The organism is Variovorax trehalosi, assembly GCF_051216415.1.
Classification (GTDB): Bacteria; Pseudomonadota; Gammaproteobacteria; order Burkholderiales; family Burkholderiaceae_C; genus Variovorax.
In genome coordinates this window covers 387,140-401,641 of the sequence record NZ_JBPJZG010000006.1, presented here as the reverse complement: position 1 = coordinate 401,641, position 14,502 = coordinate 387,140, and the positions used below count along the sequence as shown (strand labels likewise).

The following is a 14,502-nucleotide window of genomic DNA, read 5'->3' as shown; positions in this document are numbered from 1 at the left end:
GTGGCGCGTGTCAGTAGGAACCGCATCCGCCTACCCCCGAAGGGGCCTTAGAAGGTCCCGGGCAGCAGGATATTCGAATCGACCGTGTCGATCTGCGTGTGGCCGCAGAAGGCCATGGTGATGTCCAGTTCCTTGTGGATGATCTGCAGCGCGCGCGTCACGCCCTCTTGCCCGTGGGCGCCGAGGCCGTAGAGAAAGCTGCGGCCGATCATCGTGCCGCGGGCGCCGAGCGCGCGGGCCTTGAGCACGTCCTGCCCGCTGCGAATGCCGCCGTCCATCCACACCTCGATCTCGCTGCCCACGGCCTCGACGATGGCCGGCAGCGCGGCGATGGAGGAGGGTGCGCCGTCGAGCTGGCGGCCGCCGTGGTTCGACACGATGAGCGCATCGGCGCCGCTATTGGCTGCAAGGCGCGCGTCTTCCGCGTCCATGATGCCCTTCAGGATGAGCTTGCCGCCCCAGAGCTTCTTGATCCATTCCACGTCGGCCCAGCTGAGTGCAGGGTCGAACTGCTCGGCGGTCCATGACGAGAGCGACGACAGGTCATTCACGTTCTTGGCATGGCCCGCGATGTTGCCGAAGGTGCGGCGCTTGGTGCCCAGCATGCCCATGCACCAGCGCGGCTTGGTCGCGAGGTTGATGAGGTTCTTGAGGGTGGGCTTGGGCGGCGCGGTGAGGCCGTTCTTGATGTCCTTGTGGCGCTGGCCGAGGATCTGCAGGTCCAGCGTGAGCTGCAGTGCCGTCACGTTGGCGGCCTTGGCGCGCTCGATCAGGCGCTCGATGAAGTCGCGGTCCTTCATCACGTAGAGCTGGAACCAGAAGGGATGGCGGTCGGTGTTCTCGGCAATGTCTTCCAGCGAGCAGATGCTCATGGTCGAGAGCGTGAACGGAATGCCGAAGGCCTTGGCCGCGCGGGCGCCCAGGATCTCGCCGTCGGCGTGCTGCATGCCGGTGAGGCCGGTGGGCGCAATGGCCACGGGCATGGCCACGTCCTGGCCGACCATGGTGGTGCGGGTGGAGCGGCCCTCCATGTTCACGGCCACGCGCTGGCGCAGCTTGATCTTCTGGAAGTCGCTCTCGTTGGCGCGGTAGGTGCCCTCGGTCCATGCGCCGGAATCGGCGTAGTCGTAGAACATCTTCGGCACGCGCCGCTTGGCGATCACCCGCAGGTCTTCGATGTTGGTGATCTTGGAAAGGTCGGCCACGGGGGAGTCTCCTGGGTTGTCTCTGTTGTTCGATCGCGCGTGCGGGCATTATGGGCAGGCTCCGCCGCGGGCCGAGTGTGGTGCCCGAAACGGACCCCGATCTGAAAAATACCCGGACCGGACCTGAAAAGAATTCAGTCGGCCAGTCAATCAGTCCCGCAGCGCCTGCCGCAGCCACTCGACGAAGGTCGCGCACTCCCAGCGCTCCATCGCCCCCGGCCGCCAGCACAGGAAGTAGGCGTTGGGCGAGGGCACGCTCTCTGCCGAGAGGCGAACGAGGCGCCCGTTCTCCAGCCACGCGCTGCCCAGCTTCAGGTGCATGAGCACCACGCCGAAGTCTTCGGCCGCCGCATCCAGCGCCAGGCCCAGGTCGTTGAACTGGTGGCCCGTGGCCGGCTCGGGCAGGCCGATGCCGTGCGCCTTGAACCAGGTGCGCCACGATTCGAGCGGCGTGCGCAGCAGTTGCACGCGCGAGACCTCCGCATCGGTCGCGAAGCCATCGAACGGCCCGTGGCGCTGCAGGTACGCCGGGCTGCAGGCGGGCGCCACGTCGTCGGCCAGCAACTGGCAGAACTCGCGGTCGTGGAAGGGCCCGGTGCCGAAGCGCAGTTCCAGGTCGGCCTCTTCGGCCGTCATGTTGCGCACCGGCATGGTCACCTGCAGCATCAGCTCGATGTTCGGGTAGGCATCGCGAAACCGTGCGAGCCGCGGCAGGAGCATCTGGCGCGAGAACGTGGGCGTCACCGCCACGCGCAGCCGCCGCACCTGCGATGCGGGCTCGCGGCCGGGCACCTGCTGCAGCGCCGCAATGGCCTCACGCACGCGGGCGAGGTAGGCCACGCCGTCGGCGCTCAGGCCGAAGTCGTTGCCCGTGAAGAGCTTGAGCTCGAGCTGTGTTTCCAGTTGCCGGATGCGGTGGCTCACCGCACTGGGCGTCACACTGAGTTCTTCGGCCGCGAGGTTCACGCTGCGCAGCCGTGCGACGGCCTCGAAGGCCTGCAGGCCCTGGGTCGAGGGGAGTCGCGTGGATGCCATGTGCTGTTGCGTGCCGGGGGTAGGATGGTAGCGAATCGCTGTCGGTGGCTCGTGGCGTCGTTCTCGTTTGTCTTGTGTTGCCTTCGGCGATTTTTCGGTGCGTTCCGCACACCGTCTCATAACCAAATCCAACAGCAGGAGACAAACTCATGGTCTGGCAGCAGGTTTACAACCCATTCGGCAACATGGTGCTATCGACGGCGTTGGCCGCGATACCTGTGGTGGTCATGCTCATGTGCCTCGGGCTCTTTCATGTGAAGGCGCATTACGCGGCGGGGCTCGGCCTGCTGAGCGCCGTGGTCATCGCGATCTTCGCCTTCGGCATGCCGGCCGAGATGGCGGGCAAGGCCGCCTTTCTGGGCGGCATCACCGGCCTCCTGCCCATCGGCTGGATCGTGCTGAACATCATCTTCCTGCAGCAGCTCACCGAGCAGAACGGCAGTTTCAAGATCCTGCAGGACTCCATTGCCGGCATCACCGAAGACCGGCGTCTGCAGCTGCTGCTGATCGCGTTCGCATTCGGTGCCTTCTTCGAGGGCGCGGCGGGCTTCGGCACGCCGGTGGCGGTCACGGCCGCGATCCTCATCGGCCTGGGCTTCTCGCCGCTGGCCGCTTCGGGCCTCTCGCTGATCGCCAACACGGCACCGGTGGCCTTCGGTGCGCTCGGCACGCCGGTCATCACGCTGGCCAAGGTGCATGGCTATGACCTGATGGCGGTCACCGCGATGATCGGGCGGCAGTTGCCCTTCTTCTCGCTGCTGGTGCCGTTCTGGCTCATCTGGGCCTTCTCGGGACGCAAGGGCATGATGGAAGTGTGGCCCGCCATCCTGGTGACGGGCCTGTCCTTCGCGATCCCGCAGTTCCTGGTTTCCAACTACATCGGCCCCGAGCTGGTGGACATCATCGCGGCGCTGGTGTCGATGACCTCGCTGGTGCTGTTCCTGCGCGTGTGGCGGCCCCGGACCATCTGGACCTCCGTGTCGCTCAAGGGCCACGAGAACGACGGCGGCGAGGCCGGGCCTGTGGTCTTGCCGACGAAGCATTCGCGCGCCGACGTGATCCGCGCGTGGACGCCGTGGATCATCCTCACCGTGTTCGTGTTCATCTGGGGCTTGCCGACCTTCAAGACCTGGCTCAACGGCATCTTCGCGCCCAACTTTCCGATCGAGGGGCTCAACAACATGATCGAGAAGGTGGCGCCGGTGGTGCCCAAGCCGACGAAGGAGGGCGCGGTGTATCAGCTGCTGCTGCTCTCGGCCACGGGCACCGGCATCCTGGTGTCGGCCATCGTGGGCGGGCTGGTGATGAAGTACAACCCGATCCAGCTCATCGCCGCCTACGGCCGCACGCTGTGGCTGGTGAAGTTCTCGCTGCTCACCATCATGCTGATGCTCGCGCTCGGCACGCTCACGCGCTACTCGGGGCTGGACACCACGCTGGGCCTGGCCTTCGCGAACACCGGCATGTTCTATCCCTTCTTCGGCACGCTGATGGGCTGGCTGGGCGTGGCGCTCACGGGGTCCGACACCGCATCGAACGTGCTCTTCGGCGGCATGCAGAAGGTGGCCGCCGACCAGCTGGGCCTGAGCCCCAACCTCATGGGCGCGGCCAACAGCTCGGGCGGCGTGATGGGCAAGATGATCGATGCGCAGTCGATCGTGGTCGCCTCCACCGCCACGCGCTGGTTCAACCACGAAGGCGAGATCCTGCGCTACGTGTTCTTCCACTCCATCGCGCTGGCGTGCCTGGTCGGCTTCTACGTGACGCTGCAGGCCTACGTGTGGCCGTTCACGCTGATGGTCGTGAAGTAACTTCTCCGGTGGAGGCCACAAGCGCCTCCAGCAGCCGCCGCAGATCGTCGACGGCTTCGCGCGCCACGGCGGCATCGCCCATCTGGGCCTTGATGATCGCGCCGTCGATGCCGATGCCCGCGGCCTGCGCAAGCGCCATGCGTGCGGGCGTTTGCGCGGGCAGCAGGCCCGCGATGACCTCGACCATCTCGCGCTTGTGCTCGCGCGAGCGCTCCAGCGCGCCTTCGACGCTGCCGCCCACTTCGGCCGTCGCGTTGATGAACGCGCAGCCGCGGAACACCGGGTCGGCGAACCACTCGGCCATCACGTCGGCCAGCAGCAGCAGGCCGTTGGCATCGCCCGCGCGCTCGTGCGCGCCGCGCCGGCCCAGCGCATCGACAAACCATGCCATCCACCGCGTGTGCCGGTAGTCGAGGAACTCGCGCACCAGGTCGTCCTTCGACGGGAAGTGCCGGTAGAAGGTGACCTTGGTGACGCCCGAGGCGGCGATCACGCGGTCGATGCCGGTGGCGCGGATGCCGTCGCGATAGAAGAGGTCGTGCGAGGTGACGAGGATGCGCTCGCGCGCGGGCAATGCGGAGATGTCCATGCGGCGATTGTAGGCATGTAGACAGACCTGTCTACTCGTGGCACATTGCGGCCCTCGACAACCCCTCAGCCATCGAAAGCCCCCTCATGGAATCCCGCCCGCTGCTGCCGCCCTTCACCCTCGAGACCGCGACCAAGAAGGTCCAGGCCGCCGAAGACGCCTGGAACACGCGCGACCCCGTTCGCGTGAGCCTGGCCTACACGCCCGACACCGAGTGGCGCAACCGTGCCGACTTCGTCAACGGCCGCGAGCAGGTGGTGGAGTTCCTCACCCGCAAGTGGGAGCGTGAGACTGAGTACCGCCTGAAGAAGACGCTCTGGGCCTTCATGGACAACCGCATCGCGGTGCGCTTCGAGTACGAATGGCACGACGCCGCGGGCCAATGGTTCCGCAGCCATGGCAACGAGAACTGGGAGTTCGCCGAGAACGGCCTGATGCAGAAGCGCTACGCGAGCATCAACGACCAGCCCATCGCGGAGTCGGAGCGCAAGTTCCGTTGGGACCGCTGACCGGTCTTGCTCCTTCCCCCTCTGGGGGAAGGCGGGGATGGGGGCACGCGGCCTTTTTGCAAAGCGGCTGTGCTCGATGCGCCGCTGGCCCCCACCCCAGCCCTCCCCCAGAGGGGGAGGGAGCAAAACATCGGGCACGGCTGTTGCTTGCTTTTGGTGCATGGAGACGCCCGTACTGAACCCGACCGCCAGCCATCCGCTCTGGCAGCACCAATTGGGGCTGCTGCTGGAGTCGACCGGCGAGGGCATCTTCGGCATCGACCTGGACGGCCACTGCATGTTCATCAACCGGGCCGGCGCACAGATGCTGGGCCACGAGGCCCGCGACGTGATCGGCTCGAACATGCATGAGCTCACCCACCACTCGCACCCCGACGGTTCGCACTACGCCGACACCGACTGCCCGATCTTCAACGCCTTCCGCCGCGGCCTGCCGTGCCGCATCGACACCGAGGTGTTCTGGCGCCGCGACGGCAGCGCCTTCGCGGTGGAGTATTCGAGCCACCCGATCATGGACGGCACACAGGTGCGCGGCGCCGTCATCACCTTCGTCGACATCACCGAGCGCCGCCGCCACGCCGAGGCGCTGCAACAGGCCAAGGACGAACTGGGCCTGCGCGTGCAGGAGCGCACGCGCGAACTCAGCGACGCGCTCGTGCAACTGCGCGAACTCTCCGCCTGGCTCGACAAGGTGCGCGAAGACGAGCGCACCCGCATCGCGCGCGAGGTGCACGACGAGCTCGGCAGCCTGCTCGTCGCGCTCAAGATGGACGTCAACTGGATCGGCAAGCGCTTGGGCGAGCAACAGGAGCGCACGCCCGATGCGGCGCAATCCATGCGCGACCAGATGCGCTGCAAGTGCGGCAACATGAGCCAGCTGATCGAGCGCGCGGTCGACAACGTGGGCCGCATCATCACCGACCTGCGCCCCAGCATCCTCGACCACCAGGGCCTGTGGGCCGCGCTCGAATGGCAGGCGCACGAGTTCGTGCAGTCGGCCGAGTTGGTGCTCGACTGGCACTTCGATGTGCCCGCGGGCGTGGAGCTGCCCGAGCCTGCGGCCATTGCGGTGTTCCGCATCTTCCAGGAGATGCTGAGCAACGTCGGCCGCCATGCGAAGGCGCACAGCCTGGATATCCGCATCGGCGTCGAACAGCGGCAACTGATCATCAGCGTGCGCGACGACGGCGTCGGTGCCCCGGCGCAGGCCTTCGAGGCCGCCACCTCCTATGGCGTGCTCGGCATGCGCGAGCGGGCGCGCCATTTCGGCGGGCGCATCGACATCGAAAGCAGGGTGGGGGAGGGCAGCACCTTCCGCCTGCACCTGCCCATGCTGCCGCCGGCGGAGGATGCCTGAGATGAACGACATCCGCGTGCTCATCGGCGACGACCACCGCATCGTGCGCGAAGGCCTCAAGCAGATGCTGGGCGACCTCTCCAACGGCCTGCCCTCGATGACTGTGCGTGCCGAGGCGCAGACCGGCCCCGAGGTGATCGCCGCCGTGCAGGAACTGGGCGGCCCCGAGGGCCTGGACGTGGTGCTGCTCGACATTGCCCTGCCCGGCCGCGACGGCCTCGACGTGCTGCAGGCGTTGCGCAAGGATTGGCCCACGCTCCCGGTGCTGATGCTCAGCACCTACCCCGAGAAGCAGTACGCGGTGCGCTGCATCAAGCTCGGCGCCTCCGGCTACCTGAACAAGAGTGCCGATGCCGACGACATGGTGAGCGCGGTGCGCAAGGTGGCGGCCGGCGGGCTGTACGTCTCGGCGGCCACGGCCGAAGCGCTGGCCGCCGTGGTGGGCCGCAGCGCGGGGCAGGGCGCCGAGCAGCTGTCGCACCGCGAGCACCAGGTCTATCGCCTGCTCAGTGCGGGGCACAGCGTGAGCGAAATCGGTGCACAGCTGGGCCTGGCGCCCAACACCGTCAGCACGTACCGCGCGCGCATCCTGGAGAAGACCGGCACCAAGAACGACGTCGAGCTCGCGCTGTATGCCGAACGCCACGGCAAGGCGGCCCCTGCGGCCTGAAATGGGAGCCAGCGGCGGCCGTCTTGTAGTGCCAGCCCTACAAGCCCTCGACAAGCGCGGCACGATCTGAGCGCTGGAGGCCTTTTGGCCTCGCATCCGGCCCGGGGCTTGCATCGTGGCAAGCATCTTTTCACCGAGGTGCACCGCCATGCCCAGCCCATCCGACTCGACCGCCTGCGATCTCTACGACGCCGACCGTCCACTGAACATGCGCTGCGTCTGCGGCCGCAACCACGGCCGCGGTGCCGAGATCGACGTCAGCCCCGACGACAAGCTCGAAGCCAGCCTGATGAAGGCGCTGTTCCCGGTGGACAGCGTGCGCCGCAACTTCCTGCGCGCCGTGGGCGCGAACACCGCGCGCGCCGCCATCGCCTCGGTGCTGCCGCTCGGCGCGCTGCAGGCCATGGCGCAGGACAAGGCGCCGCTGGAGAAGACCAATCTCAAGATCGGCTTCATTCCCATCACCTGCGCCACGCCGCTGATCATGGCGCACCCGTTGGGCTTCTATCAAAAGCAGGGGCTCAACGTCGATGTGGTCAAGACCGCGGGCTGGGCGCTCATCCGCGACAAGATGCTCAACAAGGAATACGACGCCACGCATTTCCTGTCGCCGATGCCGCTGGCCATTTCGATGGGCGCGGGCTCCAACCAGGTGGCGATGAATGTCGCGACCATCCAGAACACCAACGGCCAGGCCATCACGCTGGCCAACAAGCACAAGGACAAGCGCGACCCGAAGACGTGGAAGGGCCTGAAGTTCGCCGTGCCCTTCGAATACAGCATGCACAACTTCCTGCTGCGCTACTACGTGGCGGAGGCGGGCCTGAACCCCGACACCGACATCCAGATCCGCGTGGTGCCGCCGCCCGAGATGGTGGCCAACCTGCGCGCCGGCAACATCGATGGCTACCTCGGCCCCGACCCCTTCAACCAGCGCGCGGTGTTCGAGGAAATCGGCTTCCTGCACCTGCTGACGCGCGACCTCTGGAACGGCCACCCCTGCTGCGCCTTCGGCACCTCGACCGAGTTCATCGAGAAGAACCCCAACACCTTCGCCGCGCTGGTGCGCGCGGTGCTCACCGCATCGGCCATGGCGCGCGAGCCGAAGAACCGCGAGCTCATCGCCAAGGTGATCGCGCCCGCGCAGTACCTGAACCAGCCCGAGACCGTGCTCACCCAGGTGCTCACCGGCAAGTTCGCCGACGGCCTGGGCAACATCCGCACCGTGCCCGACCGCGCCGACTTCGATCCGATTCCCTGGCAGTCGATGGCGGTGTGGATGCTCACGCAGATGAAGCGCTGGGGCTACGTGAAGGGCGACGTCAACTACAAGCAGATCGCCGAGAAGGTGTTCCTGCTGACCGACGCGAAGAAGCGCATGAAGGAACTCGGCCAGGGCGCGCCCGATGGCGCGTACCCCAAGTTCACCATCATGGGCAAGGTGTTCGACCCCGCGAAGCCCGACGACTACGTCAAGAGCTTCGCGATCAGCAAGATGGCCTGAGCCATGCGCAACAGGAAAACGCTTTCGTTCAAGGCCGCGCTGGTGTCGCTCTTGATGTTCCTGCTGATCGTGGGTGCGTGGCAGCTCGCCACGCTGCCGGCGGCCGGTGTCGATGCCACGGCGGGCATGACCGCCGAGCAGATCGAGTACCAGAAGATGCTCGGCAAGGATCCGACGCAGGGCCAGGTCAAGAGCTCGGGCTTTCCCACGCCAGCCGAGATGGGCGCCACCGCGTGGAAGCACCTGTCGAACCCCTTCTACGACAACGGACCGAACGACAAGGGCATTGCGATCCAGCTGGCCTATTCGCTGGCCCGCGTGGGGCTGGGCTTTCTGCTGGCCTGCGTGGTGGCGGTGCCGCTGGGTTTCGTCATCGGCATGTCGCCGCTGCTGCACAAGGCCTTCGATCCATTCATTCAGGTGCTCAAGCCGATCTCGCCGCTCGCGTGGATGCCGCTGGCGCTCTACACCATCAAGGACTCGTCGGTCAGCGGCATCTTCGTGATCTTCATCTGCTCGGTGTGGCCGATGCTGCTGAACACCGCCTTCGGCGTGGCCTCGGTCAAGCGCGAATGGCTCAACGTGGCGAGCACACTCGAAGTGAAGCCGCTGCGCCGCGCGTTCCGCGTGATCCTGCCGGCGGCCGCGCCCACCATCCTCACCGGCATGCGGATCAGCATGAGCATCGCGTGGCTCGTCATCGTGGCGGCCGAGATGCTCGTGGGCGGCACCGGCATCGGCTACTTCGTGTGGAACGAGTGGAACAACCTCTCGCTCACCAATGTGATCTTCGCGATCCTGGTGATCGGTGTCGTCGGCATGCTGCTCGACCAGGCCTTTGCCGGCCTGCAGCGGAGGGTGACCTATGTGGAGTGATCGATTGGCACAAGGCGCCCTCATGACATCTGCCCCTACGCCCCCGCCCGCCACCGGCGGCTTCCTGCGCATCGAGGGCCTGGCCAAGGCCTTCGTGCCCGCGCGGCCCGTGTTCGCCGACGTGTCCTTCAAGCTCGACCGCGGCGAGTTCGTCTGCATCATCGGCCACTCGGGCTGCGGCAAGACGACCATCCTCAACGTGCTGGCGGGCCTGGACCAGGCGAGCGCAGGCCATGTGTTCATGGACGGCCGCGAGGTCGCCGGCCCCAGCCTGGAGCGCGGCGTCGTCTTCCAGAGCCACGCGCTCATGCCCTGGCTCACCGTGCGCAAGAACATCGCCTTCGCCGTGTCCTCGCGCTGGCCCGACTGGTCGGCCGGGCACGTGGACAAGCAGGTCGAGCGCTTCGTGGACATGGTGGGCCTGCAGGCGGCCATCGACAAGAAACCCTCGCAGCTCTCGGGCGGCATGAAGCAGCGCGTGGGCATTGCGCGCGCCTTTGCCATCCAGCCCAAGATGCTGCTGCTCGACGAGCCCTTCGGCGCCCTCGATGCGCTCACGCGCGGCACCATCCAGGACGAGCTGATGACCATCGTGCGCCAGACGCAGCAGACGGTCTTCATGATCACGCACGACGTGGACGAGGCCATTCTCCTGGCCGACCGCATCCTCCTGATGACCAACGGCGCCGACCAGCCCGGCGGCGGCTACCGCGCCGGCAACATCGTCGAGACCGTGGTCAACCCGCTGCCGCGCGAGCGCACCCGCGCCTCGCTGCACCACCTGGACGGCTATTACGCGCTGCGCAACCACATCGTCGATTTCCTCGTCACGCGCGCGAAGGCGTCGTGACCCCCATCACGCACTCAATCACTCTCAATTTCAATCAGGAGCAAACCCGCATGAACCGCAACGACGTCACCGAGAAGATCATCACCGTGAAGGTGTCCAAGGGCATCCAGTGGGCCGACGTGGCCAAAAAGGTTGGCCAGTCGAAGGAGTGGACCACCGCCGCGTGCCTGGGCCAGATGACGCTCGACGACAAGCAGGCCAAGGTCGTGGGCAAGATCTTCGGCCTCACGCCCGAGGAGCAGAAATGGCTCCAGGTCGTGCCCTACAAGGGCTCGCTGCCCACGCCGGTGCCGACCGATCCGCTGATCTACCGCTGGTACGAGATCGTGAGCGTGTACGGCACCACCATCAAGGAACTGATCCACGAGGAGTTCGGCGACGGCATCATGAGCGCGATCGACTTCAGCATGGACATCCAGCGCCAGGCCGACCCGAAGGGCGACCGCGTCAACGTGGTGCTGTCGGGCAAGTTCCTGCCCTACAAGACCTACTGACGCGGCCGCTGCCCGGCGAGCTCGCCGATCACCACGCGTGCTCGGCTGGCCTCGACACCGTGCCCGGCCGCACCGGCATCGTGATGCCGTAGCCCTCGATGGCGCCGGCAACCGATCGCGCGACGCTCTCGGCCGGCGTTGCAAGGCGTCGCCGGGTGCGCATGCGCTCGAAGCTGTAGCTCGCCGCGAGGCGCTCGGCCAGCGGGTCGCTGAAGCCGGTCACGTCGGGGCTCACCACCGTGACATGCAGGTGGCCCGCATGCTCCTGGCGCAGCCCTTCGGAGATCGCGTTCACCGCGTACTGCGTGCCGTGGTAGACGGCCGACTCCGGCGTCACGCCCTGCGCGGCCACGGGCGTCACATTGACGATGTGGCCCCAGCCCTGCAGCTGCATCGTCGGCAGCACAGCGGCAACGCCGAGCAGCACGCCGCGCAGGTTCACATCGATCATGAGTTCCCACTCCTCGATCTTGCGGTTCCACAGCGGCGACATCGGCATCACGCCCGCCGCGTTGACCAGCACGTCGATCTGCCCGTGCGTGTCGAAGGCGAATTCGGCGAAGGCTTCCATGCTGGGCCGGTGCGTCACGTCCAGATGCTGGAAGCTCGCCGAGCCGCCCGTGGCGTTGATCTCGGCCGCGAGGGCTTCGAGCCTGTCGGTGCGCCGCGCACCGAGCACCACGCTGGCCCCACGCCGCGCCAGCAGCCGTGCGGTGGCTTCACCGATCCCGCTGCTCGCGCCGGTGATGAGGACGACTTTTTCCTGGATTGCGCTCATACAAAACTCCTCGTGCGGGTTGGTGGACCATGGCGCTGGAGGTGCGCCGGGCATGGGAAGAAGTTTCGTGCGGATGAGGGTTGGAGCGGTATCCGGATTGAACGGGGTTCTTGCCTGATTCTGCGAAAAGCTGTTTCGACAGAGACATATGGACCGGGAATGCATCGCTCCTTCGGGACCGCAGGACCACTGCGGCGAGCGGCAGCAAAGAATCAGCTCAGAAGACTTTTCAGTTCGCCGCCGTCGATGAGCTTCTGCAGATCCGTGGCACCTCCCACCAGCGTGCCCTTCACGAACACCATCGGAAACGTCGGCCACCCGGTCCACATCTTGAGCGCGTTGCGGTCGCGCCATTGGCTCAGGTAGTTGCCGTACTCAAGGTACTTGTACGGTTGCTTGATCGCATCGAGCGCTTGCCGAGCCTTCTTCGGATGCGGGTTGATGCCCATCCCCACCACAACCACATCGTTGGCCGCAACCGTTGCCATGACCTCGCGGACGATGGCCTGACGGCTCTCGGCCACCTTGCTGCGGATGGCGGGGTGGATGCGGGCTTCTTCGAGAACGGGACGGGGCATCGGGACCTTTCGTTGGTTCGCGTGACTGTAAAGGCCCCGCGCTCCCGCTCCCTGACTCCGCAGAACGCGATGCGAGGCGCCCTCAACGCCGCGCCGCACCTTCGCGATAGAGCACCATGCCCGCGTGGTACAGCACGCCTTCGCGGAAGTCGCCATCGGCGGTGAAGCCGGTGTCGTCGACGTAGTCGATGTGATCTCCGGTGAGCGTGTAGCGGCCCTGGTAGGCGCTCTGGCGCTTGCCGCGTGCTTCGTCGTAACGGCCGCCGGGTAGGAGCTCGTGGCGGATGTAGCCGTCCTTGGTGACCCACATGCCGACGTAGCGGTTCTGGTCGGTCGATGCGGTCGGGGAGGACTGCGCTTGGGCGGACGTGGAAGCCATCGCGAAGGACAGCGAGAGGGCGGCGAGTGCGCCGCTGCGGATAGCTGTGGTCATGGTGTGTGCCTTTCGTGTGAAGGCGTTCATTGTGGAAAAGGCGGTCGCCGGGCGTTGTCGTGTTCCTGCGGAGTTCTTGCCTGTTTCTCGCGACGTCGGTTCGCTGGCGCGCGGGCCGCAAGCTGGTGAAGAATGGGCTCTGGCGAAGGCACCGGTCCGGTCTGCCGTCGCCACCGTCCGATCCCTTTCGAGAATGTTGCGTTGAACCCTGGCCCCAAGCCCCTGTCCTTGCTTGCACGCGTGCTGCTGTACTGCTTTGCAGTGCTGTGCCTGATCCTCGGGCTCATCGGCGTCGTGCTGCCCGGCATGCCGACCACCGTGTTCATCCTGATGGCTGCGTGGGCCGCCGCGCGCAGCTCGCCGCGCCTGCATGCGTGGCTGCGCAATCACCGCATCTTCGGCCCGCTGCTGCGCAACTGGGAGAACGGCCGCACCGTGAGCCGACGTGCGAAGTGGAGCGCGACCATCACCATGGCCGCCTGCGCAGTCATCGTCTCGTTCACGGCCCATCGCGTGTGGATGGCCGTGTTGGCCATCGGCTGCATGGCGGTGGTGCTGACGTGGCTCTGGTCGAGGCCGTTGCCGCCATCGCCGCCACAGTGAATGGCGGCGATGCAGTGCTTCGTCGCATATTGAGTTGAGCTCCGAAATCGACGAAGCTGTTGCAATGGACGAGCCCACCGCCCCCCCGACGCGCCCCCGGATCTATCTCGCAGGCCCGGACGTTTTCCGTCCGGATGCCAGGGACCATTTCGTGCGGCTCAAGGTCGCGTGCGACGCATTGGGCCTGGCGGCACTGCTGCCCGCCGACGGCGAAGAAGAGCCTTCGCCCGACGCGCTGGAGAAGCGCATCTACGAAGCCAACATGCAGCGCCTTCGCGGCGCAGACGGTGTGGTGGCGAACCTCTCGTCCTTCAGGGGCCTGGAGCCGGATTCGGGCACGGTGTTCGAGGTTGGCGCGGCGGTGGCGCTGGGGATTCCCGTCGTGGCTTATGGCGTGCCTGAGGGCAGCTACGCGGACCGTGCGCGTGCCACGTTGCCCTGCACGCATGACGCGAACGGTGTGCTGCGCGAGAGCGGCACCGGCATCGCGGTCGAAGACTTCGGCCAGCCATTGAATCTCATGCTGGCTTGCTCGATCCACATCGAGGCGACGCCCGAGGCGGCGCTGCAGAAGATGGCCTTGGTGCTGGCCGCGCTGCGTCAGTAAGGCGGCGCCTTGCGCGCCCGCTGTGCACGCGCAGCCTCGGTCCACCACGCCAGATCATCCGCAAATCGAGGGAAGGCGCGCTCCAGCGCTTCGCCCGCCTTGCCGGTCGGTTGGCCGCCTTCATCCAGCGTCTGCGAAATCGGCCCCACCGCCAGCGTGCTCGACACCACCACCATCCCCATTTCCGACAGGATCGAGTGCCAGATCGTCCCCGAGCGCACGCCGGAGAACCGTCCCGCCGAATAGCTCGCGACCGCAGCGGGCCGCCAGAACCACTCTTCGAGAAAGTGGTCCGTCAGGTTCTTAAGGCCGGGCTGCGGCCCCCAGTTGTATTCGCCGGTCACGAAGATGAAGGCGTCCGCCGTGCGGATCTTTTCCGCCAGCGCTTCCATGGCCGCGGGCGCCGTGCCCTTCGGATATTCCTTGTACATGCGGTCGAGCATCGGCAGGTCGACGGCCTTGGCATCGATCAGCTCCGCCTCGTCGCCTCGTGCAGCGAGGCCCCTCACGATGTAGTCGGCGAGCCGCACACCCATGCGGTCGGAGCGGTACGAGCCATAGAACACCAGGATCCTGTCAGCCATCGTTGAGCCTCTTGAGTCG

At 66.5% G+C, this 14,502-nt stretch carries 17 protein-coding genes; 10 read left to right on the top strand and 7 right to left on the bottom strand.

Annotated features, from left to right (window positions below; translation table 11 throughout):
* Window positions 1-47: 47 nt before the first annotated feature.
* Together ACSFA7_RS23845 and ACSFA7_RS23840 are read right to left on the bottom strand one after the other, a co-directional pair.
* A complete protein-coding gene (locus ACSFA7_RS23845) occupies window positions 48-1,205 on the bottom strand; it encodes an alpha-hydroxy acid oxidase (RefSeq protein WP_435501642.1) in 1,158 nt (385 codons plus the stop codon).
* Between the two features lie 150 nt (window positions 1,206-1,355).
* On the bottom strand, window positions 1,356-2,240 hold the full coding sequence (locus ACSFA7_RS23840; RefSeq protein WP_435501641.1) for a LysR substrate-binding domain-containing protein: 885 nt from the start codon (window positions 2,238-2,240) through the stop codon (window positions 1,356-1,358).
* 149 nt (window positions 2,241-2,389) lie between these two features.
* On the opposite strand from ACSFA7_RS23840, the gene ACSFA7_RS23835 reads away from it, so the two are divergent.
* Entirely contained in the window at window positions 2,390-4,051 is a 1,662-nt protein-coding gene (locus ACSFA7_RS23835) for an L-lactate permease (RefSeq protein ID WP_435501640.1), read from the top strand.
* Here ACSFA7_RS23835 and ACSFA7_RS23830 read toward each other — a convergent pair.
* Window positions 4,029-4,640: a TetR/AcrR family transcriptional regulator gene (locus tag ACSFA7_RS23830; protein ID WP_435501639.1), complete on the bottom strand. Its 612-nt coding sequence runs from the start codon at window positions 4,638-4,640 to the stop codon at window positions 4,029-4,031. The two genes, ACSFA7_RS23835 and ACSFA7_RS23830, sit on opposite strands and share 23 nt — an antisense overlap.
* An 86-nt stretch (window positions 4,641-4,726) precedes the next feature.
* On the opposite strand from ACSFA7_RS23830, the gene ACSFA7_RS23825 reads away from it, so the two are divergent.
* The 7 genes from ACSFA7_RS23825 to cynS all read left to right on the top strand — a co-directional run bounded on the left by ACSFA7_RS23825 (window position 4,727) and on the right by cynS (window position 10,900).
* Window positions 4,727-5,149 carry a nuclear transport factor 2 family protein gene (locus tag ACSFA7_RS23825; RefSeq protein WP_435501638.1) on the top strand — a complete coding sequence of 141 codons (423 nt, stop codon included), beginning with the start codon at window positions 4,727-4,729 and terminating at the stop codon, window positions 5,147-5,149.
* 160 nt (window positions 5,150-5,309) lie between these two features.
* Entirely contained in the window at window positions 5,310-6,506 is a 1,197-nt protein-coding gene (locus tag ACSFA7_RS23820) for a sensor histidine kinase (RefSeq protein ID WP_435501637.1), read from the top strand.
* A gap of 1 nt (window position 6,507) precedes the next feature.
* Window positions 6,508-7,176 (top strand): response regulator transcription factor, encoded by a 669-nt coding sequence (locus ACSFA7_RS23815; RefSeq protein ID WP_435501636.1) that lies wholly within the window; start codon window positions 6,508-6,510, stop codon window positions 7,174-7,176.
* A gap of 148 nt (window positions 7,177-7,324) precedes the next feature.
* A complete protein-coding gene (locus ACSFA7_RS23810) occupies window positions 7,325-8,680 on the top strand; it encodes a CmpA/NrtA family ABC transporter substrate-binding protein (RefSeq protein WP_435501635.1) in 1,356 nt (451 codons plus the stop codon).
* A gap of 3 nt (window positions 8,681-8,683) precedes the next feature.
* The gene (gene ntrB, locus ACSFA7_RS23805; protein WP_435501634.1) at window positions 8,684-9,556 is read left to right on the top strand and encodes a nitrate ABC transporter permease; all 873 of its coding nucleotides are present in this window, start codon (window positions 8,684-8,686) and stop codon (window positions 9,554-9,556) included.
* Window positions 9,557-9,578: 22 nt separating this feature from the next.
* Window positions 9,579-10,406 carry an ABC transporter ATP-binding protein gene (locus ACSFA7_RS23800; protein WP_435501633.1) on the top strand — a complete coding sequence of 276 codons (828 nt, stop codon included), beginning with the start codon at window positions 9,579-9,581 and terminating at the stop codon, window positions 10,404-10,406.
* Between the two features lie 50 nt (window positions 10,407-10,456).
* Window positions 10,457-10,900, top strand: coding sequence for a cyanase (gene cynS, locus ACSFA7_RS23795; protein WP_093440303.1), 444 nt, complete (start codon window positions 10,457-10,459; stop codon window positions 10,898-10,900).
* Between the two features lie 28 nt (window positions 10,901-10,928).
* Here cynS and ACSFA7_RS23790 read toward each other — a convergent pair whose 3' ends face one another.
* The 3 genes from ACSFA7_RS23790 to ACSFA7_RS23780 all read right to left on the bottom strand — a co-directional run bounded on the left by ACSFA7_RS23790 (window position 10,929) and on the right by ACSFA7_RS23780 (window position 12,689).
* Window positions 10,929-11,678: an SDR family oxidoreductase gene (locus ACSFA7_RS23790; RefSeq protein WP_435501632.1), complete on the bottom strand. Its 750-nt coding sequence runs from the start codon at window positions 11,676-11,678 to the stop codon at window positions 10,929-10,931.
* A gap of 212 nt (window positions 11,679-11,890) precedes the next feature.
* Complete coding sequence (locus ACSFA7_RS23785) at window positions 11,891-12,256, bottom strand: glutaredoxin domain-containing protein (protein WP_435501631.1); 366 nt, start codon at window positions 12,254-12,256, stop codon at window positions 11,891-11,893.
* 82 nt (window positions 12,257-12,338) lie between these two features.
* Window positions 12,339-12,689 carry an Atu4866 domain-containing protein gene (locus tag ACSFA7_RS23780; protein WP_435501630.1) on the bottom strand — a complete coding sequence of 117 codons (351 nt, stop codon included), beginning with the start codon at window positions 12,687-12,689 and terminating at the stop codon, window positions 12,339-12,341.
* A 201-nt stretch (window positions 12,690-12,890) separates the two neighbouring features.
* On the opposite strand from ACSFA7_RS23780, the gene ACSFA7_RS23775 reads away from it, so the two are divergent.
* A complete protein-coding gene (locus ACSFA7_RS23775; protein WP_435501629.1) occupies window positions 12,891-13,292 on the top strand; it encodes a YbaN family protein in 402 nt (133 codons plus the stop codon).
* A gap of 64 nt (window positions 13,293-13,356) precedes the next feature.
* A complete protein-coding gene (locus tag ACSFA7_RS23770; RefSeq protein WP_435501628.1) occupies window positions 13,357-13,899 on the top strand; it encodes a nucleoside 2-deoxyribosyltransferase in 543 nt (180 codons plus the stop codon).
* Here ACSFA7_RS23770 and ACSFA7_RS23765 read toward each other — a convergent pair.
* Window positions 13,893-14,483 carry an NADPH-dependent FMN reductase gene (locus ACSFA7_RS23765; RefSeq protein WP_435501627.1) on the bottom strand — a complete coding sequence of 197 codons (591 nt, stop codon included), beginning with the start codon at window positions 14,481-14,483 and terminating at the stop codon, window positions 13,893-13,895. The genes ACSFA7_RS23770 and ACSFA7_RS23765 overlap by 7 nt on opposite strands.
* Between the last annotated feature and the right edge of the window lie 19 nt (window positions 14,484-14,502).